Source organism: Bradyrhizobium sp. STM 3562, assembly GCF_045571435.1.
Taxonomy (GTDB): domain Bacteria; phylum Pseudomonadota; class Alphaproteobacteria; order Rhizobiales; family Xanthobacteraceae; genus Bradyrhizobium.
Map to the genome: position 1 here is coordinate 5799950 of NZ_CP120694.1, position 24937 is coordinate 5824886.

General features: G+C 58.2%; 26 protein-coding genes. 12 read left to right on the plus strand and 14 right to left on the minus strand.

The genetic code is table 11. From position 1 onward, the window contains the following. Positions 1 to 39: 39 nt before the first annotated feature. The 11 genes from P6U23_RS26975 to P6U23_RS27025 form a co-directional block, all read right to left on the minus strand. Entirely contained in the window at positions 40 to 1077 is a 1038-nt protein-coding gene (locus tag P6U23_RS26975) for an EscU/YscU/HrcU family type III secretion system export apparatus switch protein (protein WP_407175511.1), read from the minus strand. Beyond that, positions 1074 to 1889, minus strand: coding sequence for a type III secretion system export apparatus subunit SctT (gene sctT, locus P6U23_RS26980; protein WP_407175512.1), 816 nt, complete (start codon positions 1887 to 1889; stop codon positions 1074 to 1076). The genes P6U23_RS26975 and sctT overlap by 4 nt, the downstream gene beginning before the upstream one ends. Before the next feature lie 712 nt (positions 1890 to 2601). Next, entirely contained in the window at positions 2602 to 2877 is a 276-nt protein-coding gene (locus tag P6U23_RS26985) for an EscS/YscS/HrcS family type III secretion system export apparatus protein (protein WP_407175513.1), read from the minus strand. Between the two features lies 1 nt (position 2878). Then, on the minus strand, positions 2879 to 3544 hold the full coding sequence (gene sctR / locus P6U23_RS26990; protein WP_407175514.1) for a type III secretion system export apparatus subunit SctR: 666 nt from the start codon (positions 3542 to 3544) through the stop codon (positions 2879 to 2881). Then, positions 3537 to 4592, minus strand: coding sequence for a type III secretion system cytoplasmic ring protein SctQ (sctQ, locus tag P6U23_RS26995; RefSeq protein WP_407175515.1), 1056 nt, complete (start codon positions 4590 to 4592; stop codon positions 3537 to 3539). The genes sctR and sctQ overlap by 8 nt, the downstream gene beginning before the upstream one ends. A gap of 57 nt (positions 4593 to 4649) precedes the next feature. After that, positions 4650 to 5186: a hypothetical protein gene (locus P6U23_RS27000; RefSeq protein WP_407175516.1), complete on the minus strand. Its 537-nt coding sequence runs from the start codon at positions 5184 to 5186 to the stop codon at positions 4650 to 4652. Next, positions 5162 to 6517, minus strand: coding sequence for a type III secretion system ATPase SctN (gene sctN / locus P6U23_RS27005; protein WP_407175517.1), 1356 nt, complete (start codon positions 6515 to 6517; stop codon positions 5162 to 5164). The genes P6U23_RS27000 and sctN overlap by 25 nt, the downstream gene beginning before the upstream one ends. Then, positions 6514 to 7137 (minus strand): type III secretion system stator protein SctL, encoded by a 624-nt coding sequence (gene sctL / locus P6U23_RS27010; protein WP_407175518.1) that lies wholly within the window; start codon positions 7135 to 7137, stop codon positions 6514 to 6516. Before sctL ends, sctN begins: the two co-directional genes overlap by 4 nt. Then, positions 7134 to 7754 carry a nodulation protein NolU gene (locus tag P6U23_RS27015; RefSeq protein WP_407175519.1) on the minus strand — a complete coding sequence of 207 codons (621 nt, stop codon included), beginning with the start codon at positions 7752 to 7754 and terminating at the stop codon, positions 7134 to 7136. Before P6U23_RS27015 ends, sctL begins: the two co-directional genes overlap by 4 nt. A 21-nt stretch (positions 7755 to 7775) precedes the next feature. Beyond that, positions 7776 to 8630, minus strand: a complete 855-nt coding sequence (gene sctJ, locus P6U23_RS27020; protein ID WP_407181591.1) for a type III secretion system inner membrane ring lipoprotein SctJ — start codon at positions 8628 to 8630, stop codon at positions 7776 to 7778. A 16-nt stretch (positions 8631 to 8646) separates the two neighbouring features. Continuing rightward, positions 8647 to 9027, minus strand: a complete 381-nt coding sequence (locus tag P6U23_RS27025; protein ID WP_407175520.1) for a nodulation protein NolB — start codon at positions 9025 to 9027, stop codon at positions 8647 to 8649. 330 nt (positions 9028 to 9357) lie between these two features. On the opposite strand from P6U23_RS27025, the gene P6U23_RS27030 reads away from it, so the two are divergent. From P6U23_RS27030 to P6U23_RS27080, 11 genes are all read left to right on the plus strand, one after another. Then, on the plus strand, positions 9358 to 10059 hold the full coding sequence (locus P6U23_RS27030; protein ID WP_407181592.1) for a secretin N-terminal domain-containing protein: 702 nt from the start codon (positions 9358 to 9360) through the stop codon (positions 10057 to 10059). 307 nt (positions 10060 to 10366) lie between these two features. Beyond that, the gene (locus P6U23_RS27035; RefSeq protein WP_407175521.1) at positions 10367 to 10987 is read left to right on the plus strand and encodes a hypothetical protein; all 621 of its coding nucleotides are present in this window, start codon (positions 10367 to 10369) and stop codon (positions 10985 to 10987) included. Between the two features lie 630 nt (positions 10988 to 11617). After that, positions 11618 to 13420: an HrpF/NolX family T3SS translocon protein gene (locus tag P6U23_RS27040; RefSeq protein WP_407175522.1), complete on the plus strand. Its 1803-nt coding sequence runs from the start codon at positions 11618 to 11620 to the stop codon at positions 13418 to 13420. Between the two features lie 904 nt (positions 13421 to 14324). Beyond that, complete coding sequence (locus tag P6U23_RS27045) at positions 14325 to 14621, plus strand: hypothetical protein (RefSeq protein ID WP_407175523.1); 297 nt, start codon at positions 14325 to 14327, stop codon at positions 14619 to 14621. A 71-nt stretch (positions 14622 to 14692) separates the two neighbouring features. Then, positions 14693 to 14926: a nodulation protein NopA gene (locus tag P6U23_RS27050; protein WP_407175524.1), complete on the plus strand. Its 234-nt coding sequence runs from the start codon at positions 14693 to 14695 to the stop codon at positions 14924 to 14926. 115 nt (positions 14927 to 15041) lie between these two features. Continuing rightward, a complete protein-coding gene (locus tag P6U23_RS27055; RefSeq protein ID WP_407175525.1) occupies positions 15042 to 15929 on the plus strand; it encodes a hypothetical protein in 888 nt (295 codons plus the stop codon). Between the two features lie 219 nt (positions 15930 to 16148). Beyond that, positions 16149 to 16502 carry a hypothetical protein gene (locus tag P6U23_RS27060; RefSeq protein ID WP_407175526.1) on the plus strand — a complete coding sequence of 118 codons (354 nt, stop codon included), beginning with the start codon at positions 16149 to 16151 and terminating at the stop codon, positions 16500 to 16502. A 2-nt stretch (positions 16503 to 16504) separates the two neighbouring features. After that, complete coding sequence (locus P6U23_RS27065) at positions 16505 to 16933, plus strand: tetratricopeptide repeat protein (protein WP_407175527.1); 429 nt, start codon at positions 16505 to 16507, stop codon at positions 16931 to 16933. An 8-nt stretch (positions 16934 to 16941) separates the two neighbouring features. Next, positions 16942 to 19059: a type III secretion system export apparatus subunit SctV gene (sctV, locus tag P6U23_RS27070; RefSeq protein ID WP_407175528.1), complete on the plus strand. Its 2118-nt coding sequence runs from the start codon at positions 16942 to 16944 to the stop codon at positions 19057 to 19059. A gap of 146 nt (positions 19060 to 19205) precedes the next feature. After that, the gene (locus tag P6U23_RS27075; protein WP_407175529.1) at positions 19206 to 19649 is read left to right on the plus strand and encodes a tetratricopeptide repeat protein; all 444 of its coding nucleotides are present in this window, start codon (positions 19206 to 19208) and stop codon (positions 19647 to 19649) included. A gap of 157 nt (positions 19650 to 19806) precedes the next feature. Next, positions 19807 to 20673 (plus strand): Effector protein NopP, encoded by an 867-nt coding sequence (locus P6U23_RS27080; RefSeq protein ID WP_407175530.1) that lies wholly within the window; start codon positions 19807 to 19809, stop codon positions 20671 to 20673. Between the two features lie 1261 nt (positions 20674 to 21934). On the opposite strand, the gene P6U23_RS27085 is transcribed toward P6U23_RS27080, so the two are convergent. The 3 genes from P6U23_RS27085 to P6U23_RS27095 all read right to left on the minus strand — a co-directional run bounded on the left by P6U23_RS27085 (position 21935) and on the right by P6U23_RS27095 (position 23638). Beyond that, on the minus strand, positions 21935 to 22354 hold the full coding sequence (locus P6U23_RS27085; protein WP_407175531.1) for a hypothetical protein: 420 nt from the start codon (positions 22352 to 22354) through the stop codon (positions 21935 to 21937). After that, a complete protein-coding gene (locus P6U23_RS27090) occupies positions 22351 to 22566 on the minus strand; it encodes a hypothetical protein (protein ID WP_407175532.1) in 216 nt (71 codons plus the stop codon). Before P6U23_RS27090 ends, P6U23_RS27085 begins: the two co-directional genes overlap by 4 nt. An 862-nt stretch (positions 22567 to 23428) precedes the next feature. Further along, complete coding sequence (locus P6U23_RS27095; RefSeq protein WP_407175533.1) at positions 23429 to 23638, minus strand: cold-shock protein; 210 nt, start codon at positions 23636 to 23638, stop codon at positions 23429 to 23431. Positions 23639 to 24124: 486 nt separating this feature from the next. On the opposite strand from P6U23_RS27095, the gene P6U23_RS27100 reads away from it, so the two are divergent. Further along, the gene (locus tag P6U23_RS27100) at positions 24125 to 24289 is read left to right on the plus strand and encodes a hypothetical protein (RefSeq protein ID WP_407175534.1); all 165 of its coding nucleotides are present in this window, start codon (positions 24125 to 24127) and stop codon (positions 24287 to 24289) included. The last annotated feature ends 648 nt before the right edge of the window (positions 24290 to 24937 follow it).

Below are 24937 nucleotides of genomic sequence, written 5' to 3' on the forward strand. Positions count from 1 at the left end.
CTGACCAGAGGTTTGAGCGAATCGCTGTTTTGCGGGACGCTAGACTAGGCCGGCGGCAAAGACCGCCTTTGCAACTCTCTCGAAACACTCCATCGGAACGGCCTTGCCCATCGCACCTTTTCGGATCAGCTGACGCGCCAGCACATGATCCTCGACAATGCTCAGACCCTGGGCCCGCGCCTGCGCCACCAACTGTGAAGCCGTTTCGCCCTCACCACGGCACACCAGCACCGGGACGCCGGTCTCGCCCCGAACGTAGCGCAGCCCAATCAATGTCGTCCGCCCCGTCACTATCAGTGTCGCCCGATGGATGCCAAGCGGCGACTCGTTCGCCGATTCCCAACGGAGCCTGCGGTGTTCACTCTTGATCTGCGGATTACCATCCTGTTCCTTAGATTCGCGCTTGGCTTCGCTCTGTGTCATGCGCATGTCGCGCAAGAACAGCCAACGCTGAATGAGCAGATCAGCCAAGCCGCCAATCAGAAGAGCGCCGGCAGCAATCGCCATCAGCACTTTGAGCTCGTTAAAGACAAAACCAAAGCAACTCAAATCGCAAACGGGCAAGTATACCAGTGCCCTCCAACTTGCTAGCACAGTGAAAACGAACGTAGCGCCAAGCACCAAAACTTTGACGATAGACTTTCCAAGCTCGACAAGCGACCGCTGGGAGACAATTCGCTTCAGCCCTTTGACGGGATCCAATTTCTCAAAGCTGGGTTTAAGCGGCTCAACGGAAATCGTCAGCCCGCCGTTGGCCAAGACACCGGCCAGAATGGCCGCAACCACCGCCGCGCCTAGGATTGGGGCCGCGGCTGTTATAGAAAGGTCCATCAATCCGACCAACGCCTGCCGGACCGCACTGTTGAAGGGCTGTCCCTGCAGCTTGTCGATGAGCCGCACCGCTTCGCGCCATCCGTCTTCGATCGGGCCCGCCCTGAAGCACAGGCAGCCGAAACCAGCGCAAAGGCTTGCCGCGGTCACAAAGTCGGCGCTGCGCGGGCTCTGCCCCTTCTTACGCGCGTCCCTCAGCTTCTTGTGACTTGGTGGAAGCTTTTTCTCTTCGCTCGTATCATTCATTTCAAGAACTTCTCGAGCCACTCCAGCACGCCGTTGAACTGAATGATCTCTGCTCCCATATATTCGATCAGAAAAACGGCGTAGCTGACCATGATGATGCCAAAGGCGGCATTCTTGATGGTCAGAGAGAGATCGTTCAGCTTGATTTGCGGCGCAAAGCGCCCGAGCAGCATGAGGGATACGTCAATCAGAAGCAGCAGAGCCAACACGGGCCCGGCGACCACGAGGGTCGTATGCATGATATGGTCGAGCAGCCCGATAAACTCCATTGCCCCTTGCTGGGTCAGGGGCGGTAGCAGCCGATACACGGGCCAGATCAGATAGCTTCCATAGAGACATCTGACCATAGTCTGCAGACCTCCTGATACAACGAATATCGTAACCGCGGCAGTCCCGAGAAAAAGCCCCATCGCGGAGGTTTGACTGCGTGTCGCAGGATCGTCCACCTGGTTGGAGATGCCGCGCTGGGTATCAATGATGTCACCAACGGCCTGGATGCTCCAAAGTGGTATGCTAAGCAGAAAACCGAACAGCAGGCCGATAAATATCTCCTTCAAACCGAGGAGCGAGACCGCAATCATACGGGTGCCCGGATCTAGGGTCTGCAAGCCATTCCTGATCTGCATCAAGCAAGGCAATCCAATCACAACCGTCGCGCTTGCGCGGATCATCCCGCTAATGTGCGGTCGCGTGAATACCGGAAGAACCAGCATAATGCCGAGGGCCCGGGCCGCGCCAAGTCCGGCCGCAACGACGAACTCGACAGCACTCTGAACCAGACTTTGCGTCTCGATGGGTGACAACGCATCCATTTGAGCTCAGCTCGTCGCTCGCTTCAGCCAATCCAACCGCGCCCACTCGCCTCGCCATGAGGTAAGGCGTCAAGAACTCTGCAGATCATCGACCTCGTGTTCCAGCGGTTGCAGAGCGGCACGCCTCCCACAAGGGCAGATGACTTCGGCTGCAGCCAGCCATAACGGCTACAGCCATCCGGCGCAGAGGTATGACCATTCGATGAGAGCACCGGCCAGATCGCGCCGCTGCGCGGCCTGCTAGCCAAGCTCCTTCGGCTCTCACCGGCCGCAGCGCGGTTCGGTGATCTGAGGGTCTCGAACCTTCCATCAATTTCGCAGTCTATGAAGATCGGTCTCGAGCGGCACCCTCATTCGGGGCTTCATTCACCAGGACGCCAAGATCGTGCGGCCGCTCCCGATCAACGCGGTTCGCCCGTTCACCTTCGTCGACAACTCGGTAGGCTATCATCGAGGACAAGGTCTCAGCAGGTCATTCCATCACGTCGTAAGCGACATTTGACTCAAATGAATAGAGGTTCCAGATGTGGCCATTTTTCCTCCGAATACAGCAGGCTCATAGAGCCGAACGGGACGCTTCGGATAGCTATCCGTTTCATGCTAGTGAGGCGAGCTTTCGACAAGCTGACGAACTCGCCCTTTTGTGGTTCACAATGAAGGCTGACAAACGCGACGCTATAGCTGACACTTAGTCAGCCTTGCGTTCCGCGCACTAATACCTCGCTGTGAGCGTGGGGAACTCAGTGAAGATATGCTGGGCCTGCTCGATCAGCGGCGCGCTCAGCACCGGAGCAAACAGAACGAGCACGGCGACGACGACGAGGAGCTTCACGGTAAGCGGCAGGGTTTGATCCTGAAGCTGGGTCGCTGCCTGCACGATGCCGATAACCAATCCGGCCACGAGGGCTGCCAGGAGCGGCGGCAGCACCCAGATCATAAACAGGACCAGTGATCGGCTCAGGTGGGTGAGAATGCTGGCCTCCTCCATCTCAACCTCCCGGGGTTGCGTAGCTTAAGACCAATCCGTGCATGAGCCGCGACCAGCCGTCGATTGTGACGAACAGAAAGAGCTTGAAAGGAACGGATATCATTGTTGGTGACACCATCGACATGCCCATGGCCATCAGAATTGTCGTCACAATCAGGTCGATCGTGATGAACGGAAGATAGAGAAGGAAGCCGATTTCAAATGCGCGCTTAAGTTCCGAGATCAAAAAGGACGGCACGAGGATCGCAAAATCATCGGCTGTTGCGTTGCCGCGCATCTCCTCCGACCAGATATGTTCCGTCGACGACAGGAAGAACGTGCGCTGCTCCTCAGTGGTGAACTTTTTGAGATGGGCACGCAGCGGCTCGCTGCCCTCCTTGGCGGCGGTCAACCAGTCGTCGGCGGTTTGGTAACGAAGTTGCGGATCGGTCAGGCGGTTGTAGGTCTGCTCGAATACTGGCGCGCCTATGAACACGGTAAGGATCAATGCAGCGCCATATAGAACGATGTTCGGTGGTATGGACTGGGTGCCGAGCGCGTTGCGGACCAGGAAGAGAACGACGGAAACCTTGATGAACGCGGTCGTTGTGACGACTGCGAACGCCAGCAGGCCAAGGCCGACCGTCGCCGCAACAAGCGGAAGGATGCTCGGTTGAATGTCAACCATTGACCGCCAACCTGCTACGTAACCGGATGCCCAACGCTTCGCCGACGCGCACGATGTCCCCGCGGCCGATCAATTGACCGTTGGCAACAATATCGACCGGACCGTCCAGGGGCCGGCCAAGCTCGAACACGTGCCCCTCGTTGATGCTTCTCAACGTACCCAACGGGATGAGCCAGCGGCCGCATTCGAACACAAGTGTGATCTCGACACTGTCGATGTCGGCTTCCGAGGGCAGGATTGCATGCTCCGCTTCGGGGCGTATCGTCATATTTGCATACCTTAGAGGATGGGACTGCAGGCGGAATGGTCCCCGAAGGATCAGTCTGTCGCCCGCGACCTGCGCCGGCGCCCACAACTTGTCCGCAGCGAGGATGAGCTGGCCATTGGCAAAGGGAATGACGTCGGGCAGCAGTGCGTCGCCGCGCTGTGCTTGGCGAAGAAGCCTGACAGGCGCCCGCAGCGAGCCGATCTCTTTCGCAATCACGACCGGCAATTCCGAAGAAATCTTGCCTAAATCTCGCGGTAATTGGCCAATCAACTCCCCTAACACACGAAACGCAGACGGAACCAGACCGTCAAGAGGCGCGAACAAGTACAGGCGGGCCTTGCCCGCCAGCGGTCCGAAAGTAACGTCGAGCTCCAAATAGGGGTCTTTGGCCGTTGCGTCTTCGATGCGGATCAGTTGCAAATTCCGCGCAAGCTCATGCTCTAATCGAACAAGCCAAGGTTCGAGTGCAAGTTCGAGAAGCAGCGAGCGGGTTGGGTCGGAAGGTAAAGTAAGGCCATGCTGGACTGTTGAAATCAGTGTCTCGACGAGAAGGCGAGGCAAGGACAAGACGGCTGTCTCGCCTCCAACGCAAAATACGCAGTCGAGCATTGAAATGGCATATGGCTCGGCCTGCCAAACAAGCCGGCTCATACGGATGGATAGCGGCTTATCGCCAAGGCGGCTCTGCAGAAGCGTGCGCTGTGCGGCGATCTCGTTGAGCCACGAGACCACTCCATCCGACAGCTTTACCGCTGGCTGAAATGGTGCGGGTTCACCCACGGCATTTCCCGACAGCTTCCACAGGCCCAGCTCGCGATGTCATAAGAGAACGAGGCATTAGTTCGACCCGCCGACCGCCTGGCTGCGCGAACCACCCTGATATCGGAGCAAAACCTCATCGTCGACGTCGATTTCGGCTGCAAACTCCGAACGGCCAGCGGTGGTGCGCTGGACATTGCCCTCAATCTCCTTCCATTTCTGGCTCGCCGCCGAACGCTTGGCCCATAGCGTCCGCGCCTCATTCACTGCCCGCTGGGCCTGCTCATGCGCCGAGCGCGCCTGCTCAAGCGCCTCACGTGCCGGTTCGATCTCTGCTGCCAGCCGCGCAAGGACGAGTTGACAACGACGATCGAGCTCGATCACGGACATTGTCTCGAGCGAGGTCAGCTCCTGATAAAGTTCAGCTTCGACCCTGGCGCGATGCTTCTCCGCGCCCTCAAGATTCTCAAACGCTCGCTGCAGCGCGTCGGCCGCAATTCGGCGCCTGGCTTCCATGTTCGACAATTCACGAAGCGCGCTTCGTTCCCTCATGTCTTTCACCAGCCGCAATTTCGACGCTTGCACGGGATTCAGGCCGTCAGACGCGACATCCATGAAACGGTATCCTCAAAGCTAGACGGCTCGTCCTGTCCCTGGCGCAAGAATGCGCGCAGTTCCTCGATTGACTCGATTGCCCGATCCGTCAGTGGATCGCTGCCCGGCTTGTATTCACCGACCTTGATCAGGAACTCAGCCTCATTGTAGCGCGAGAGCAGATCGCGGAAGACGGATGCCGCCTTGCGATGTGGCCCAGAGGCGACCGCATCCATGACACGACTTCGGCTCGAGAGCACGTCGATGGCGGGAAAATGCTCTCGCGAGGCCAGCGCGCGCGAAAGAATGATATGACCATCGAGGATGCCGCGCGACTCTTCGGCGATCGGATCGCCCGTGCCGTCACCCTCGACAAGCACGGTATAGAATGCCGTGATCGAGCCCCGCTCGCCCATACCGGCGCGCTCCAACAGACCAGGCAGCAGCGCAAATACGGAAGGAGGAAAGCCGCGCCGAGTGGGCGGTTCTCCTGCGGCAAGGCCGATTTCGCGCATCGCTCGGCTAAAACGCGTCAGCGAATCCATCATCAGAACGACCTGCAGCCCTTGATCACGAAAATACTCGGCGAGTGCGGTCGCCATATGAGCGCATTGCGCGCGCTCCATTGCCGATCGATCGGATGTCTCGACGACAACGATCGTGCGAGCGATGGCATCTCCAATATGACGTTCGATGAATTCACGCACCTCGCGTCCACGCTCTCCTATGAGCGCAACCACGGTGACATCGGCGGCCGCGCCCTTTACAATTTGCGACATCAGCGTCGACTTACCGCAACCGGCATCTCCATAGATCCCGATCCGCTGACCTTCGCCACACGTCAGAAGTCCATCCAGCACGCGAACGCCGAGCGGAAACGGCTGTTCGATGCCACGCCGCCTCATTGGGTTTGGCGCCTTGCCGCGGAGCGGACGAGTGTGGACCGTCTTTATGGGCCCCCTGCCATCAAGTGGACGGCCGAAGCTATCGATCACGCGGCCGAGCAGGTCGGGGCCGACTGACACTTCCTGCATGCGACCGGTCGGGACCACTTCCGCGCGGTGTGACAAGCCGACCATATCCCCAATGGGCGTCAGCAACACCCCATCGGGCAGCAAACCAATGACTTCCGCCTCAAGTGACCATCCCGAAGCGTGATCCTGCAACAGGCAAAGTTCTCCGACACGGGCCGCGGGCAACACGGCATGAAGCAAGGTACCGACCGCCCGCGTGATCCGTCCCCGCACCGCACGCGTATCGACATCCTTTGCTGCGACCCTTAGAGATGCTATCGCCCCATGCACATCTCCTTCTCCGTCCGCTTGATCATGGCCTGATCGTTGCGTGGTCACGATCCGCTTTCCTGAGAAGATGGATTAAGATTGAGACGCAATGTACGGAGCTGCGCGGCAAGTCCTAAATCGACATTGCCGAACTCACTCCACAGGACGCACTGGTCCGGCCCCAGGGCCGGGTCCGGATCAATTCTGACTTTCGGCCGACCATCCGTCCCATCGAACGCAACGAACTCATGTCTTAGCGCATCAGCGTTCACGGGAGAGACGTGGAGGCATACTTCTGCGCTGCCATATCTTTGCTCGACAGCGTGACGAACGGCCCTTACCAACATCTCGCCTGGATCAAAGGAGCCCAACAAATCGGTCAATATTTCAATGACGAGCTGTGGCAACTCCTGTTGCAAAACGGCTTTTCGCCGGGCCACATCGGAAGCAGCCCGGGCGATCAGCTGCGCCATTTCGTCCGAGCCTGACCTAAGACCCTCGCAATGGCCGCGCTCCCGCTCTTGCTGATAGGCTTTCCTTGCCCAACTGCGAACCTGCCGCAGATATCGCTCGGCTAGCGCGCGCGTCTGCGCCGCATCGTACCAGATGCCAAGTTCCGCGGCTGGTATGAGTGGACCAAGCGGCCGTATCCGCGGGCTATCTGGCAAGGCTGTTTCATCGGCCGTCATGCCGCTGGCGCCTCCTTGGCCAAGTGCGCCACCACCAAAGGCAGTAACTGACCCGCTGACTTGTGGTGTTCGGCTGCTGGGGATTCTGCGGCGGTCCCCACAGGTAAGCGAAACAGAACGCGCACACGGTCAAGCTCTGATGCGTCCTTGAGCCAAGCACCAAGGCAGGCACATCCGTCATGTTCAATCTGGCTCGACAGTTCCTGCGGATCGTCAATCAATGTGGTTGCGACGGCGCTGGATGAATGTCGGATTGCGAAAGCATGTGCTTCCGCACCAATATTTTCGATCAAAATCGCTACGTCATGCTTTGACACAAGCTTCAGCATCGCGCGGGCATGCCAGATACTGCCTGCGAGCAGGGCCGCCCGACGCGGATCATGCCCGAGCAGAACGTCCCTACCCCAGTCAGTTCCGTTCGCGACCAGCTCATTGCCCAGCAGCAATTCGACCAGTCTTTGCTGCAGTCTCGGAGACTTCTGCAACTGCAGCACTGTGGCGGCCGACAGGACCCCATCAAGACGGCCGGCAAACCGGCTGGGATGGATCAAAGCGGCAAGCTCGCGCAGGCGATGGGAATGCGGATCGACTGAATGATTTGAGTCGGGGGATGCCATCGTTACGGACCTTCAGGCCGCCTATTTCGGATCGGAGGAGAGCTTTTTGCCGCCGGAGTGGACCGCTCGCTTGCTGACACCTCTGCCGAGATTTGTCATTTTGCGCCAGGATTGGCGGAGCTCTCGCCCACGTGTGCCCAGCAGCAGGTAAGATAGAATGCCCAACGCGGCGAGCGCACCTCCCGCGCCGATCGCAATGTTGGTTGCCATCAAACCGGCTGGTTCTACGGAGGCTGCCGCTGGCGCAACCGAGACCTCATGCTGAGCACGCTCAACCGGTACGAACACGACCGCCACCTTGTCGTATGATAGACCTTCGATGCTGTTGGCGACGAGCATCTTGATCTGCGGCAGCAAGGCTGAGAGCTTCGCGCTAGAGGCGTGTCGAATGAAAACCGACGCCGAGGACGGGGTTGCATCCTGTCGCAAAAGATCATTCTTCGGCAGAACGACATGAACACGGGCGGAGAGAACGCCATCGATATCGCTGATCGTGCGCGACAATTCTTCACTAAGGGCATAGACGTACCGGGCTCGCTCCTCAACCGGGGAGGCAACGAGGCCCGACCCTTTGAACACATCACCAAGGCTCTTGAAGGGTTGGCGCGGCAAGCCCTGCTCATTCAGCAGGTCGATTGAATAGGCGAGCTGCTTTTCTTCCACCTGAATTGTGCTGGTCCCATCCTTACCGACGACACGGGTGGCATCGACCCCCTTGATCAGGAGCAGCGCAAGCATCTCGTTGGCTTCACGCTCCTGAACTTTGGTATACAGATCGGCTTTGCAGCCGGCGAGGGTCAGCAACAGTGACAACAGGACGAGAGCATGAAGCGGCTTTCTTGCAGGCCGGCCGTTACCGATCTTGCCTTTCGTCAAGACAACCAAGGCCCGCTCAACCCGCCGATAGAAGCTTGTTCAGAGATGAACTGGCGGCACCTGTACCCTTGGAGATGAGCGAAACCTGGATGACGCCGTTGTAAACATCCCGCAGATTCGTCAGCGCCGAGTCGAAATGATCCGCACCTTCCGCTCTGCCTGCCGAATGCACCTCGACTTGCTGCGCACGCAAGACCGGTTGCGCTGCCGGCCCGGGCTGGAGACTCGTCGCAGGATCAGGCGCGCCGACGAGCATCGGCGACGCTGCTCCCGCCGGAAATGCTTTGTTCTGGTGGATGGCGGAAATGCCCTGAAGGACACGATCGCTGAGCGGGCTCGCCGGCGCGACTGCGCGCCGCACTTCCGACAGCGATGGAGCCGGCGCGCGCTCGGTCACAGAAGAGGCGACACCTTGGTTCGAGGCCGCCTGCGCAAGACTCTCGTGAAACTGAGCGTGCGCCGGCGAACAGAGCCTGGAGGCACACTCGACGGGATTGGCAGAGATCGACGTAATGCCAAACAACATGGAGGAAATCATTTCTGTCACGCGGTGAGATTAGCCGTTCGTTTGCATGAATGGGGCGGCACCTTAGAGAAGCGAGCTGACCAAAAGCTGACGAGCATCTGTCATCTAATGATCACGGTTAGCTTCCAATTTGGGACGAAGCATCGACTTTCAAATTTTGGGACGAATTCCGGTGCTTGCTATCCCTTGTAAATGGCAGGAATGCTCATCCCATCCACAAGGCTGCACATCTTGAAGAAAGCTATCTATGTTGGTGTTTTCATTTGCTTGGGCGCCGTCAAGGCGCTCGGCGCTGCCCTGGCGCTGCCATCGACACCTTATAGTTACACAGTTCTGGATCAGGACCTCGCGGCCGCACTGCAGGAATTCGGCAACAATCTAAATATCAGAGTCAATGTCAGCAGCGGGGTGAAGGGGCGGATTCGCGGGCGAATGCCAGATCTCCCACCGCGAGAGTTCCTCGAACGGTTGACCAACCTCTACAATCTTCAATGGTACTACGATGGGCTAGTGCTCTACGTCTCCGACGCGCATGAGGCGCAAAGCCGCCTCCTGGTCTTGAATCCGATCAGCTTTGATGCGTTCAAATCGGCACTCGATGCACTCAACATCTCAGACGAGCGTTACATCGTGAGAGCCGTACCGGGAGATGGCCTCGTCTTCGCCTCTGGTCCGCCCCGCTTCATCGCGCTTGTGGAGCAAACACTCAAAGGACTGGTGGCCGAGGCACAGGCGCGGCGAAACCCGAGCGGTGCCGAAAAACCGCCGCACGAGTCGGTTTTGATGCTGTTTCGGGGATCCTCCAGCGTGGTCGTTCACGAAGGACGAACCAATGACGCTCCTTCGCCCGAGGCACCACATCAAGACGGCGTGGTCCACACACCCGATGCAGACAACAAATGACCTGATGACAACAGATGGCCTAGGAAGGGATGCAATGCGTCTGTCTATGCCCTCTGTCAGCTTTTCGAAAGCTACTGCTGCCAATATCAGAGCGCGCATGTGTAGATGGCCATGCCGCAGGTTGGCCCAATAAACGTCCAGGCGGAGCCACGGATGCTCGAACCGGAATCCTGGCCAGCACCATACGTGACCCTGCTTTGGCACTTTAGCTTCTCATGCGAGCTTTTGAACAGCTCTCCGAAATCCGCAAAATGAGCTTCGTCGCCTAAGAATGAGAGCCACTCCGTTGTCCAAAAGGAGGAACAGGATGGACTTCAACGCGCTAAGCCGAGCAGACAAGATCCCAGCGTCCCACTCGCCCTCATCGCCCGCCGGTCCAAGGGAGTTTGAGCGTGAACTAGTGGCATTGCATGAAATACCCGAATACAGCCAGGACCTATTTTGGCAGGAGCTCGAAGGCACATCATCGCGTGTCGAACCATCATCGAGCGGCGGCGAGCGGCCCAATTCCCAACAGCCGATCGCTCAGCACCGCGCGGACGCCTCCGATTTCGGCAACGACCCTATTTGGCAAGATCTTGAGCCTGGACTCATACGGGTCGGGTCACCTCACGCTGAACCATCTCAAGCGGAGCCCACATTGCCCGCCCACGTTGCTCCGCCGGAACTTGGAGATTTCGCCATGGCGAACGGTCGTCGCGCCAAGGACAACTGGGTCTTCACTGCCCAAACAGCCACGCCCGCTCAGATCGAAATGCTAAGAAGCCGCGGTGTCATACCGAGCAGGGATGTCCGGACAACAACGTTCGCCATCCTGGGTGTGCCTCACACGGCGGAATGGCGAGAAGAAGGGTTTATTCGTCTCAAACCGTCGCTGGACCCTGCCCTTTGGCCTTTAGGTTCGAGCGAACACTCGCCGAGCGGCTAAGCATGACGACATGAAGAATGCGAGGTGCAGCTGAGCTTCGATCCGCTCGGAGCAACATGGTCTTCACAATACCTTCGGCGATCTACCCTTTCGAGCATCTACGCCGGCAACCTGATCCGATCATGCTGTATCTCGCTCATCGGGCAGGCGCCAACACTCTGGTTGGGCGCAGGCGCGAGGTGGTACGCGTGGGTAATTTCACCATAATATGCTGCGGAGACCTGCGACGTTGTTGCACGAATCAGCGCGCGTGACCGTCCGCAGAGCGGCAGACTCGGGTTCGTTCGACCTAGTTGGCGCGGAGACGAGCGATCGAGCACAACGGGCAACCCGATTCCGATATCGAGAACACATGCCGCCTTGCAGAACGTCATTTCGCGACTCGTTGTGAAATCCTCTGAGCGCCGTCAGCTTCTCGAAAGCTAATCGCTCCTACGATACGGCGTGAATATCTAGAGGGCGATGTGCCTATAGATTGCAGCGGAACTGAGCGCTGGGGGCGCAGTGATCAATCGGAAGCAAGTGGTAGGAGCCATCGACGCCTATCGACATTTCTTGCTCCTTGTTCGTCGCGATCTCGAGCTGCGCCACATGACCGCTTGTGGTGCGATTCAAATCAGAGGACGTATAATGTCAGTCAACAACCTACCGCTAACCGCCAGCTCGACTTTAGCTTTGTCCGGGCTGACCCCCGGGCCCTCATCGGCGCGTGACCTTTCAAACTTCGAGGCGGTGCTGGCTCGTTTCTCGTCGAAAGAAACGACCGATGACCATTCTGCACCGCAGGATCCGGCGGCTGCAGTCTCAGCCAAGCAGCTGACAGAGGAGCTCACGCTGGAGGTGCGGAGCATCCTCCCGCCGGAGATCAAGGCCGCACTGGAGGCATGTCAGCAGGCCCCAGAGCCATCCTCGACAGAGGCCTCCTCTGCGAGCGCCCCACAAATTGCAGAGGCCCCAGTCCAAAGCTCCAGGATCACGTGGAACAGCGGCACCCTGACTGATGCCGAGCTGCAGATCGTGTCGGTGTTGAACCGACACAAGGACAAATGCCCGCTGGATTGGAAATCTCTTGGAGAGTTGGCCAACGATCCCTCCACACCGCCGGATCTAAAGGCAGCAATCGAGGCACTGCGACAGGACCCAGAGCTCTTCTATGCGATAGGCTCGCAAGGTGATGGCCGCTGCGGCGGGAAGATCAAAGCAGGTGATCTCTCCGGCTTTTCCGATCACCACCCTCAGGTTGCTGCGTTCCAGGAGCAGCGGGCGAAGAGCTATGCGCAAAACTACATCCCCTCCGACGGCACCGGGAATGGCGAGCCATCGGTTATGACCCAGACCGATGCATTGCGGGAGCTCTATCGGTTTTCCGACAACCTGCCCAAGAACCTGAGCCTTGCGGACTTCAAGCAGATCGTCGACGGCGAAGCTAAAATCGGCAAATGCCCGCCGCAGGTCCTCGCGGCCGCTCAATATTTCCTCGAGCACCCGAATGAATGGAAGGAGTTGTACGGTGGCTCGATAGACAAGGTCCACAAAGAGGACTTCCTGCAGGTTGCTTCATCGTCGATGAATCTCACGCAAGCCGAGCTCGATACGCTCAACACGATCAGCAAGAACCAAAGCGCTTTCTTCGGGAAGGGCGACCTGACCCGGGAAAAGCTAGCGAGCATGGTCGATGATAAGAGTCTCGCGCCCGAGGTGCGAAAGGCGGCCTCCCAGCTGCTCTCCGATCCCGTGTTGTTCGGGTTGATGAACAACGCGATTACGGGCTACAAAACCCACCACAAGTTCTTCGACTTCGGCGGCGGCCATACGGTCGATTCCGGCAACATCAGCAACAGCGACTTCAACCAGTTCTTCAACAACATGTCGGGTGCGAACCGCACCGTTCACCAGGTGAAGACGCATGCCGCCCGAACGCCTGCCGAGCAGGACGCGGTCGCGGACATGACGATGGGCGTCGCAGACCAGCCCGACATCAAGTCTCCCAAAAAGAACGGTGGCGCCTTCATGCACGCACTTAATGACGTGCTCAAAGTCGGCTCTAAGGTACTCGACTGGGCCGCGACAGCAGTTGGTGTACTTGGCTTCATTCCAGGGTTGGGCGAATTGGCCGATCTGGGGTCAATGATCCTCGAAGCGGAGGCGCAAGCTGCAAATCTTCTTCACACTGCCATCAGTGGTGGCAACATAAAGCAAGCGCTGGAAGAAGCCGGGCTAAGCCTTGCGGCACAGGCGGTGGGCTGCATCGCCGGCCCTGAGGTCAAATTAGCAATGCGAGAAGGCTTGGTGAAGCAGGCAATTCAAGAAGCCGCGACGGCCGGCATCAACCTGCCGGTTTCGGTGGCCCAGTCCTATGCGGAGGATTATCTGAATAGCCTGAAGGCTCGTATCGAGTCCGAGCGCATGCAAGCTGCAGGTGCTTACGCCTAGCCGGAGCGAGGCTATCCTCTCAGGATCACGTTGGAAACGCTAGTCGAGCTTGCGCGGCCTCCGCGCGGTTGGCCCTCCCTGTCGAGCAGGGGTCGCGCAGGCTCTACCAGCATACTCGAGACCGGGATCCAAGGACCTCATTTCTGCTCTTCACTGCGCGCAAACTATGTTGGCCGCACTCGATCGCACGAAGCCGACCTCAAATCCGCTCTGCCGCAGCGAAGTTCCATCGACTGCGTACGCCGCCTGGCAAAACAGCTATGCATTAACGCTCCGCGACAGAACCGGCCGGAGCCGCGGAGCTTGCCGGTTTGCGCTAGGATCGAGCGCACATTGGTGCAGAGCGGCAGGGGCCGAACGCGCTTTCTCGAGCGGCAGGTTCCTGCTCGATCTTCCGTGAAAGTGGGTCCCGATTGACAGATCTGCCATCGGGCCACCAGGACCGAGGGGCCGCTCTTGGCCGCCGAATCGCCGTCACTCTGGCTTTCCGCCTCGCTCCCGACCAGGTCAAGCTCCGTCCCGCTTTCGCATGACCGCAAGCAGATTGTCGAAAGAGCTCGGAGGTGTCGCCAGGGACGCGAGCCCCAGATTGCAGCACGTCGGCCTCCAGACGCTACTTATTAGTGGCGGCTTTGACATTTCGCCTATCGACTCTTTCGACTTCACGAGCAACGAGCTCACTCGATCAAGCTCCACAAACGACCGTTTGTCTTGGTACAAACCATCTGATCTCCAGCTTTCGCAACCTGTTCACAACGGTTCGGCTGGTGAAGACGTTTAATGATGATGCCGGTCGGCTCATTGCATTTTCTAAGACTCGTCAGCTTGTCGAAAGCTAATACTTGCATAGTGGAGGGCGGAAACTGCCTCCATTGGCACGATCGAATTGACATAGGAGAACCCGATGCGCGTTACGAGCTCTAGCGCCGCTGGGCACGTTGATGCTGACCTCCATGCGGCTGGCGGCAAAAGCGGCAGCAAAAACGGATCGCACAAGCCTGGCGAGCGCGACGATCATGGCCGATCGCCTGATGCGAACATCCCCGTGAACGGCGGCGCGTCCACTCCGGGCGGTAACTCGCGAGAAGCCGCGATGCAGCAAGCCTTCAACGTCGCTCTGGGAGCCATTGCTCTCCAATTTGCAAATAGTGCAATGAGTCATTTCGACGATGTCATGGCCGAGACAGAGGAGGATTCCTGACCTCGCATCTTGCGGGGTTAGGAAATAGGAGCCGCACGTCGCGGCGCAATTCGAGCACACAGGAGATTAGTATGCCTAACAATGTTGGTGCGTCTCATACCTCGACTGCAGGTGGGGCAGCTGGCACCGCTACTGCTGCAATCGGTTCCGCGGCTGCTGACGCTGCTGGAGAGGCGGCATTCCAACGGCAAATCGCCGCGCTGACTGCCACCAGCACAAAGGCTGCTGAGAGGGATGTGGAACTTCGTGTCGTCTCGACCGAGCTCTCGACCATCAAGAAAGCGGCCGACGAGCGGGTGCAGTAAGGGATGAGGTGGGGCGACGTCGTCGCCCCACCTTCCCCGGCTGCTTAGTCTGTGAAGTCGCGACGGGCCGTACGGTTTTGCCGTACGGTTCCGTTCGCTGTTCAGGAGACCGATCGTGAATGAACCAAATTGCCCGCATTTCGAAGTGCTGTCGGGGTGTTATGCCGGGCTGAGAAGTAAAGTGGCGGTCGGATCGTCTCTGATTGGCAGCAGCCTCGATGCTGACTTGATCTTCGTCGAACAGGGGCTCGAACCGCACCATCTTCGTGTCACCCCGCATTCCAATTCGATCGAGATCGAGGCCCTTGCGGGGGACGTCAGGGTCGAGGGACACGAGACCATTTTACCAAACGAGCCCATTGTTGTCCCTCTTCCAGCCGTCCTGCATGCCGGCGCGATGTCGATTCGCTGGTCGATCGAGGGACACCAAACAGCTGGCTCTATCGACCGCCGTGTATCGCTCGCCGCACTCGCCTTAGTCCTGATCAGCTTTGCCGCGGTTGGCACAGTCTCATCCAGTTTTGTCCATGCGGACACCAGTGTGGCGTCAAGTCCCTCGCTCCCTATCGCGGACGTTGCACCCAAGCTGGCGCTCAGCGCTCCTGATGCTCAGGCCACCGATGCAGCTGCCGAGCGGCTGCAAGAGGAAGTTGACAGGGCGGGCCTTGTCGGCATCAAGGTCGGTTCTGGGGCGGGCGTTGTCACGGCCGACGGCACAGTTACGCCCGCCTCGCTCGCCACATGGCGAGACCTCCAGCAGCGGTTTGATCGCAATAGCAATGGCGCTTATACGCTCGTCAATGCAGTCGCCATCAAGGATGAGAAGACGCCCCCCGCAATTGGGGTCCAAGCTGTTTGGCGCGGGAGCGACCCTTATATTGTCATTGCTGGTCAAAAGTATTTCGTTGGCGCGCTCTTGAGCAATGGATGGACCGTCTGCGGGATTGAGGACGGGCGTGTTCTGCTGAGCCGGAATGGCCAGCATGCCACTCTACTCTATTAGCGTTTTAGGCCGCAGGTAAGGAAGCAAAGTGCCATGACTAGGCTGCCCCCGAATTTCGTCGAGCCTGGCACCTCTTTTCAGGGACCACACGTTGATCGTCATGCATCTGCCATCACGCCGGTCAATTCTCGAGCCAAGTCCATCGGGATTGACCGGACGCGTGGCAATGATGACAGGAGCCACACCGCAATTTCTCGACATAGCGACGCGCTGGATCGCTTGGTTGACGCCACGATCGAGACCGCGCTCGAGCTCAGTTCGATCGATGCGGTTTCGCGCATCAATCTCGACGAGGCCCGCGCCCCGCCAGGTCAGATCGAGCCAGGCTCGGAACTCGCTTGGCTCAATGGACCCAATCTCGCGCATAGCCTGCTCTCCTTCGTGACGCCGCGCCTACGTCATTCGCACGTTCTGCGTCCAGAGCAACACGGCCTCCTCCTGGAACGGCTGGTCGATACGCTATCAGCCGCGCCAGAGGATTTGGCGGCGCGTGAAGGGGCCGCCCTTCTGCAGCTGGAGTTGCAGCAGTTAATCCTGTTCCGGCAGAGCCACAACGGCTTGATCAAAGGCTAGCTATGGCCGGGCCAGACAAAGTGCAACACTTCACATCTGCACAGCCGCCAAACGTTTCCGAAGCCGATGCTGTCGAGCTGGTCTCCGGGCCGGAGCGAGATTTGCTCTGCGTGCTTTCTTATGTCTACCTTACGTGCGGGCAGAGCGCCAAGAGCCTGGCTCTGTTGCGGCTGGTCGCTCACGAGCAGTCTCAAGACATCGGCCTGCTCCGCATCTTGGCCTACGCTCTCATCTCGGAGCGTCGCGGTGACGAAGCACTGTCGGTATTGGACAGGCTGGACAAACTCGATGACGAGCCGTCTTCGTGCCTGCCTTTAATGCTGATGCGCAGCCACGCCCTGCGTCACGCTGGCCGCATGACCGAAGCGCAAGCCGTCTTCAAACGCTATGTTTTATTGCGGGGCAGCACAGCTCCAATCAAGCAACAATAAGGCTTCTCATGGCCAACGTTCTACGAAATCTCATCACGCGTGCGCCGGCACACCCGGATTTGATGGTCGCGTTGATGCTTCTTCTGGCGATCGGAATGATGATCATGCCGATACCGATCGTCGTGATCGATATGCTGATCGGCTTCAATCTGGGTTTCGCCATATTGCTGCTGATGGTCGCCCTCTATCTCAACACGCCGCTCGACTTTTCGTCCCTGCCGGGCGTCATCTTGATCTCCACCGTCTTTCGTCTCGCTCTTACCGTCGCAACGACGCGGCTGATCCTGGCCGAGGGGGATGCCGGCAGCATCATCCATACGTTCGGCGATTTCGTCATATCCGGCAACATTGCCGTCGGGATTGTCATCTTCCTGATCGTGACCATGGTGCAGTTCATGGTCCTCGCGAAGGGGGCCGAACGCGTCGCAGAGGTCTCGGCGCGCTTCACGCTTGACGCCCTGCCGGGCAAGCAGATGGCGATCGATGCGGAGCTGCGCAACGGTCATATCGATCAGCACGAAGCCCGCAGCCGGCGCGGCGCGCTAGAGCGAGAAAGCCAACTTCATGGCGCGATGGACGGCGCTATGAAATTTGTGAAGGGCGACGCCATAGCCGGACTCATCGTCATCTGCATCAACATGCTGGGTGGCATCACGATCGGCTCGCTCTCCAAGGGTATGTCCCTCGAGGAGGCGATGCATCAATACACCATCCTGACGATAGGTGATGCTCTCATTTCGCAGATTCCGGCCCTGCTGCTGTCAATTACCGCCGCAACCATCGTCACTCGTGTCAACGGTACCTCCAGACTCAATCTCGGCGCCGATATCGTCAACCAACTTACGGCCAGCACACAAGCGCTTCGGTTGGCCGCCTGTGTCTTGCTTGTGATGGGGCTCGTTCCTGGCTTCCCTTTGCCCCCCTTTGTCATACTGGCCGCGCTCTTCTCGGCCGCCAGCTTTGTCAAGGTTGGCGTGCAAGAAGGAAAGACCGCTCCCAACGCCGGCGCCAGTCCCACCGGTTCAGCTCCCGCTAGCGCACAGGGTCAGAAGCAAACCGTGCCCGCGGAGGCACTTCCGATTACGCTATTGCTAGCGCCAAACCTGATGCAGGCAATCGACGTAGGGGAACTCGAGCAGTGCGTCGCACGGGTTTCGGCACTGGTCTCAGCTGACCTTGGCATCACAATTCCACGTATTCCCGCCCAAAGCGCAAAGCACCTGGCCCAATCGCAATTCAGCGTGGCCGTCGAGGGAGTGCCCGTTGAAGAGGGCGCTATTGACCCGACACAACTCTTGCTTAACGACGACGTGGCGAACATTGAGCTGAGCGGGATCCCCTTTTGGCAGGACCCAGACACGAATCGGATCTGGATCGAACAAGGCCATGCTCCTGATCTCAAGGCTGCCGGAATAGGGCATCACCGTCCGAGCGAAATCATCGCCTTGCGCGTGCAGTCGACGTTGACACGCTATGCACAGCGCCTGGTGGGCATTCAGGAGACCCGCCAATTGCTGGGCCGGATGGAGCAGGAATATGGCGACCTGGTGAAAGAAGTGCTTCGAACAACGCCGGTGCCCCGAATCGCCGAGGTCCTGCGCCGGCTGCTCGACGAGGGTATCCCGATCCGCAACACCCGCCTGCTCCTAGAGGCATTTGCCGAATGGAGCGAACGCGAGCAAAATCCCGTCCTGCTCACCGAATATGTCCGCTCCGGTCTGAAAAGACAGATCTGCTATCGCTATGCTAACGCGCACCGCGTTTTGCCTGCCTTCATTATCGAACGTGAAAGCGAGGATATCGTGCGCAGCGCTGTGCGAGAGACTGCTGTCGGACCCTACCTGGTCCTGGAGGACTGGCAGAGTGAGAGACTACTGTCGCAAATCCGTCAACTCCATTCGAGCTTAGCACCACGTCATAGCCAGCCGGTGGTCCTGGCTTCAATGGACATCCGGCGCTTTGTCCGGGGCTTTCTCACCCGCAACGGAATCGATCTTCCTGTTCTGTCCTATCAGGATCTCGCGTCCGATTTCACGGTTCAGCCGGTGGGGTCGCTCAAGCTTCCATCTCCTAAAGAAACGCCACCTGCGGGGCCCCAACGCAATCAGCTAGCGACAGCCAGCTAACAGCGCACAATCGCGTAAGACTGCACGACATGATTTCGAGTGGCAGAACCATAGCGCCCCGACTGCACCCTCCTCCCGGCTTGTCTCTCCTCTCCGTATGCGCCGTTCTTCTACTTGGAGCTTGCGCCAGCTCTGACAGCCCAACGATGTCACTCCAACAGACGCCTCGTCAGGAGTTGCTGGGCGCCAAAGATATCGATCCCCCGATGCGCCAACGTATCGCGCAAGCTCTTGGTCAGGAGGTTGACGAGGAGAGTTTGCGCGAAACCCTGAAGCAAACGCCAGACAATGTCGATGCGGCGATCTTACTTACGCAGAGCCTCCTGGCACAAAAACGCGCAGGAGAAGCACTTGAGGTAACCGACAAGATCTTGGCCACGGTCCCCGGTGATTTGCGTGCACTAAACGCAAAAGGGGTCGTCCTCGACGTTGAGGGGCGGCATGAAGAAGCACAAGCGCTGTATCAGGAAGCTCTCGCAGCTGCTCCCGGCAATCAGATGTTGCGCAATAATCTCGGCCTATCGCTTGCGATTACGGGTAAAGCGGAGAGCGGCAACTCCAGCCATCCAGCAACTCGCGTAGGACGCTAGCAGGACATTCATAGCTGATGGCATTACAGTTCGAGCGGATTGCAAGAGGCCCGACTACCTCCAATCAGCTTCTCGTCAGACAATCCGGCTATCAAGTTCCGCGCCGGTCTCTGACCGGCTTAATGCAACACTCCCTGGTAGGAACACACACTTTACCATGTACAATCGAATCAACGGCTCATCCAGTTTTCCATGGACCGGTTTGTCCGACGCCGATGAACTGACACGCTCCGACATTCGTGGCACTCAACCAGACACAAAAGACCGGAGCTTTGAGGACGCATTCTCTGGCATGCAAATAGCTGAGTCGGGCTCTTACGCCAGTTCTTCCTCCTCGGCATCCCGACCCTATTTCCTCGCCTCGAGGCCGCCCGTAGAGGAGATCTCGCCGTCTTCATTCGCCGACAAACTTGAGGAGTTCCGCGGCGAGGACATCGAGCATATCGCCGCGAACCCCCAGAGGTACTCGCGTGAATTGTCCAGAAAGGCTGAACGCGCCATGGACGTTGTCCATAATCACGGTACATCCGGTTCGGACCACGCACGTTACTACAGCTATCAACTCGGCGAGAAGTGCGTCGGGCTTTTACGAACAGAACCTGGAGGTCCCTTAAGCGAAATCTTTAAAGGCCACAATTGGCAGAAAACGATTCCCGGACGGACTGACGCCACGTCCACGGTTGATTTTCGGGTTACTCATCCCCTGGTCGAGAACGCAGGCGATATTTTGCTCGAGCACCAGCTTCGCCGCGACGGCGATCGCCCGTTGCTCCTTTCCCACCCCGTGAACAACGAAGCGAAAGCGCGTGCAAAGGCGTTGGGCTTTATTGAGGTAGGTGACTCGATGATGGTGCTCGACCCTACACGGTCCGACAAATGGACCAATAGCTCCGGTGAATGGCAGCGAGCAAACAAACCGCCCCTTTACCTTTCCAAAGTTCAAGAGACTGATGGCAGGCAGGCCGAAGGTTCGCTGCCTGCGGTGAACACAACACCTGATTGGGAGGACGATGACTTTATGTAAGGACCAGAGAGGTCAAGCATGGAGAGCCCCATTGAGCCCCATCTCCATGCAAGACAGCTGGGAAGTCCCGCCGCGCAGAGGAAACAGCGCGGCGGCCATTGTTAGGGAGCGGCGGCCACGTTTCAGGCACGCCAAACTGCGCGTGCACTCACGAGCGGTCAGCTCTTCGAGTTCGCCGCATTTCGCTGCTGCTCATGAGAGGCCCATTCTATGAGCGCGTTCATCGGAAATGCCAAGCTCGTGGGGGAACGTCACGACTGAGCTGCCGGAGAAATCGCGGACGGTGATTTTTCATGTCTTCGAGGCAGCCCCGAACCGTGTACGAGGGCAACGGCCGGACGCACCTTTGGATAATCGCGACCGCAGCCAAATCTGATCGGCTTCTCAACGAGTTTCAAGCAGAAAGCTAGGACGCGGGACCCCTTAACGGGGGTGTGTAGCCGTAAAGAAAAGAGCCCCGCGGGCGGGGGCCTTCCCGCGGGGCTTTGCGTCAACGCAAGAGAGGATACTCTAACGTCGACGCGGCCGACCGAAACTCGAATAAACGGCCGGAACGTCAATCGTGGCCTTATGAGGTCCAGATCGTCTCGAAACATAGGCAGCATCGGCGCAACTCAAACAGCCTGAGTCATGTTTCGGCTCGCTGTCCCTGAAATTGCACCGGTCGATCAGCAGAACTGTCACCCCGAGATCCTGCTAGTGCTTTAGATAGGCCTGCTTGCGTTATGGCTTGGCTGATCTCATCGGGTGACCGGACAGCTTCGTGCGCCGGTTTCTCCCAACAATTTCCAGGCATCACAACGTTGTTCAATTTTGCCTTGAAAGCGATCTGCTCCGTCTTGTGCCAGTGCAACTGCTGACATGCACTGACACGATCCGGTTCGTTACATGAAGAAAAACCAATACGCCGACTGTGAGGCTCACGATTATAAGCGCGGTCATCAATAGGCAGGCCACACAGCACAGCCCGGCCACATCAAGCCACGATCGCAACCAAAACGGTGCCCAATCCAGGTTCAGCCTATCCTCCATATGGCCAGACATACTCGCTTGAAGTGTGATCATTGGCTACTAAATACCTACGGCTCGAGGCCTTAACGAACAAAGCTGACGCCAATCTGACGAGCTCTCTGCGGGAGCCTCTCCTCTGGAGAAAATTGAGCCCCTTACAAGCTTGGCTATCACTTCGAAGAGCTCCAGTCGTTGCCGCAACATGATTTTGGTGCATGGTCGGAAGCGTCACTTTTCAGGAATATGACTCTCACCCTGACAATTTCAGCCGTGCTGACAACGACGCAGCTTCAGATGGCCCAAGTCCGACAACTCCTACGAAGCGCGTTGGCGGCATTGGAATCTCTTGACGAGTCGGTTTCCAGAGATGCAGGCAGTATCGGCTGTTATTGACGTATTGCGAATGCGGCGGATGCAGCTGCATCACGCACTCCTCTTCATCCCAGAAAAGGTCTTTGACGAAGCACATCTCTTCCCAGTTTGGACAACGTCGCTGGGTCGAGACGGAGACATGCTCCCACCCTGGCCGGATAATTCCGACGATCTTGAGTTTGCAGCCACAAGGACCGTCGACGAAAAAAAGGCCGCAAGGGCCTGATCCCGGCTGGCTGGCGAACTGGCCAAATCGTACCCGGCTGAGTTCAAGCCTTTCTGGAATCTCCGCTCTCACGTCTCCTCCTTTGCCTCGCGGCTCGCTTTGAAATCGACGTAGATCACGTTGTCTTGCGACTCCTTCATCGATTCTAGCCAGCGCTGCTGCGCAATGTCCCAGTGCCATGCTTGACTCTCCGTCAGCCGCTGAACTTCGAATAAGCCGCCGAGCAAGCCGTAAATGTAGATCATCTCTCTTCTCCGCTGCGAAAGTAGGGCAATCACGTTCAATGAGGCGCCTCTGCTCTAATTGACGGATACGGCGCAAGCACCAGCAGCCCGGATTCTGTTCGCCATCTTTTCGCGCTCGGTTGAATACCCGGACTGAAAGGCGAGATCAGCTAAGCAGCCCGTCGCATGCTCCTCATCGGCCGCAAGCCTTGGATGATTGCATTGCACACGCTTCGAATTGCCTGTGTTTCGACCGAACCCTACCGATCGCTAGGAAGATAAGCAGACGCTTAGGCACCATTCCGCCACCGCCGTGGCAAGATAGCTGCTCATCGCCTTTGTCTAGCAAATACGTCAAGCAGCACTTATCCAGCCGGGCTCTGCCTGATATCCATTTCCTCAATGCTTGCGATCGCAACCATCGATAGCAGTTGCATCCAGCATCTCTGCCTCGTGCCCCACGTCAGGCGAAGCAGTTTGCAGAATGCGCCCACGAGGGCTCCCCAAAGTGGGCCGCCCCATTTCTGCACGTCAATGTAGCACTTGCTTACCCTCAAACCTGCCGCTCCTCGGCGAGGCTGAAACAGCGTCAATGGGACATCTGTATGGCCACACCGGCCCTGTCGTGCATTGAGCTTGTGAACAGAGTATGCATTTGCCGCAGCGTTGCTCGGCGAGCATGTTGTGGCTTGGAAGTGCAAATCGCACTTTCCATCCGCCGTTCTTGCGATGCTAAGGTCTCAATGCCGCCTACTCAGCTAGCCAGCTGGGACCTTGCTGAGTGGCGGCCTATCACAATTTGCAAATTGGGATCCGTCGAGAGCGCCCTCGGGGATCACTCGCCAGGGCGTCGAGCGCTCCTTCAAATGCTGAACGCGACTCTCACGAATGTGGCGGCAGCCGTTGCCTGCTGCAATGCGCCTCAAACATCGATGCGCAAGTTTTCAGCCGAGACTCTGCCACTGCGACCAGTGAAGAGTTCGTAGCTGACTCTGGCTCCATCTGGCAGGCCAGTTAGACCCGCCTTCTCGACGGCAGAGATGTGCACGAACACATCATCGCCGCCCCCATCTGGCCTAATGAACCCGTAGCCCTTCGTTGTGTTAAACCATTTCACAGTTCCGACCGCCAATTCAGTAGCTCCTCTTAGAAACACGATTGACGCAGCGATTACGAATCTTCTGCAGCCTGGTCGTAACCGGCAGCAAGAGTCCGCACTGAAATCTCATCGCGGCATCGATCGGCTACCACTACTAACGTCTAGTCGCCGGCTTGGCTAGAGGAGAGGCAGTCCGACTCCTGATCTCCTCTCTGCTCGTGCATATCGTGTTAAGCTGAAGACGGATGTCGGGAAGCCGACACCGACAGCTCGCCCCTTCAAGCACTGGCGCGTCGAACACTTCTTTTCTCCGTTAGACCGACGTGCGCGGGACGATCGCTTGCGGCACGCAGATTGCTGAGAGACGACAATGATCCAGTCAAGGAGCGGAAGTGTCGTCAGCCGCCGAGATCACGCAGTGTGCGCCATTAGTCTTGCCTTTCATCCCTGACGCGCGGCTGCGCCCCGAGACGCTATCACCACCCGATGCCCAAACCGCCGAGCCCTTTGAAACGCGCGGTGGACAAGCAGCCCGGTCAGTTTTGCACGGATTTTGCCGGCACGGTGATGCCGTCGCCCCACCTGGCGCCGTCCGACAATTGGGCCGGATGCATGGCACTGTTCGAACTATCGAAGCGAGATATGGATGACGCACTGGCGCGAACGAAAACCAGCCGTGATTGACGGTCATAGAGGGGCTCGCTGGTTCTGTCCCGTTCCGTCGCGGCCAAGCCGGCGTTTCTGCACATTTGCGATCATCGTTGTTGACGGGCTGCTCTGGGCCGCCATCTGCTGGCTCATTGCGGCCTTCTCATGAGGAGCACGAAGCGCGTCCCCAGGCTGACGCACAGGATGAGAGGCTCCCACTCGGTCACCAGGACCATTCATCGCATTACGATGACTATGGCGGCGCTATCCGGATTCGGGATCATTTTTAAACCCGCGCCGCGCCAGCCCAGCTTCGGTAACGCGATCGCTAAACGTTCTCCACTGGTCAATGGGCCGCGGGCGTGTGCCATTAGGCAGACTGACGTGCTGTTCCAAAGTGCGCGGGACGCGACACGGAGATAAGTTCAACCTCCGAGAATTTGGATCCTTAGATACATCAGTTTGCGCGATCGCCGAATTCGGCCACGGTTTGGCTATCCTAAAGCGAGGACAAAGAAGAGCTCGGATGAACTGTCCTGGATGGCGCAGCTGTTACTTGGAAGAATATCTTGTGGCAGCCTCTGCGGAGGCGTCCAGCCTCATCCATCGATCTCTCAAGCTGCAAAGCAACAGAAAGGCCCGACGCCTCTCCAGAACGGAGCTGCGTCGGGCCACAACCTGACA

Bases quoted from the DNA above. Each gene is read 5' to 3' on its own strand.
- P6U23_RS26975 (WP_407175511.1), bottom strand. From the start codon at position 1,077: ATGAATGATACGAGCGAAGAGAAAAAGCTTCCACCAAGTCACAAGAAG.
- sctT (WP_407175512.1), bottom strand. From the start codon at position 1,889: ATGGATGCGTTGTCACCCATCGAGACGCAAAGTCTGGTTCAGAGTGCT.
- P6U23_RS26985 (WP_407175513.1), bottom strand. From the start codon at position 2,877: ATGGAGGAGGCCAGCATTCTCACCCACCTGAGCCGATCACTGGTCCTG.
- sctR (WP_407175514.1), bottom strand. From the start codon at position 3,544: ATGGTTGACATTCAACCGAGCATCCTTCCGCTTGTTGCGGCGACGGTC.
- P6U23_RS27000 (WP_407175516.1), bottom strand. From the start codon at position 5,186: ATGGATGTCGCGTCTGACGGCCTGAATCCCGTGCAAGCGTCGAAATTG.
- sctL (WP_407175518.1), bottom strand. From the start codon at position 7,137: ATGACGGCCGATGAAACAGCCTTGCCAGATAGCCCGCGGATACGGCCG.
- P6U23_RS27015 (WP_407175519.1), bottom strand. From the start codon at position 7,754: ATGGCATCCCCCGACTCAAATCATTCAGTCGATCCGCATTCCCATCGC.
- P6U23_RS27030 (WP_407181592.1), top strand. From the start codon at position 9,358: ATGCTCATCCCATCCACAAGGCTGCACATCTTGAAGAAAGCTATCTAT.
- P6U23_RS27035 (WP_407175521.1), top strand. From the start codon at position 10,367: ATGGACTTCAACGCGCTAAGCCGAGCAGACAAGATCCCAGCGTCCCAC.
- P6U23_RS27040 (WP_407175522.1), top strand. From the start codon at position 11,618: ATGTCAGTCAACAACCTACCGCTAACCGCCAGCTCGACTTTAGCTTTG.
- P6U23_RS27045 (WP_407175523.1), top strand. From the start codon at position 14,325: ATGCGCGTTACGAGCTCTAGCGCCGCTGGGCACGTTGATGCTGACCTC.
- P6U23_RS27050 (WP_407175524.1), top strand. From the start codon at position 14,693: ATGCCTAACAATGTTGGTGCGTCTCATACCTCGACTGCAGGTGGGGCA.
- P6U23_RS27065 (WP_407175527.1), top strand. From the start codon at position 16,505: ATGGCCGGGCCAGACAAAGTGCAACACTTCACATCTGCACAGCCGCCA.
- sctV (WP_407175528.1), top strand. From the start codon at position 16,942: ATGGCCAACGTTCTACGAAATCTCATCACGCGTGCGCCGGCACACCCG.
- P6U23_RS27075 (WP_407175529.1), top strand. From the start codon at position 19,206: ATGTCACTCCAACAGACGCCTCGTCAGGAGTTGCTGGGCGCCAAAGAT.
- P6U23_RS27080 (WP_407175530.1), top strand. From the start codon at position 19,807: ATGTACAATCGAATCAACGGCTCATCCAGTTTTCCATGGACCGGTTTG.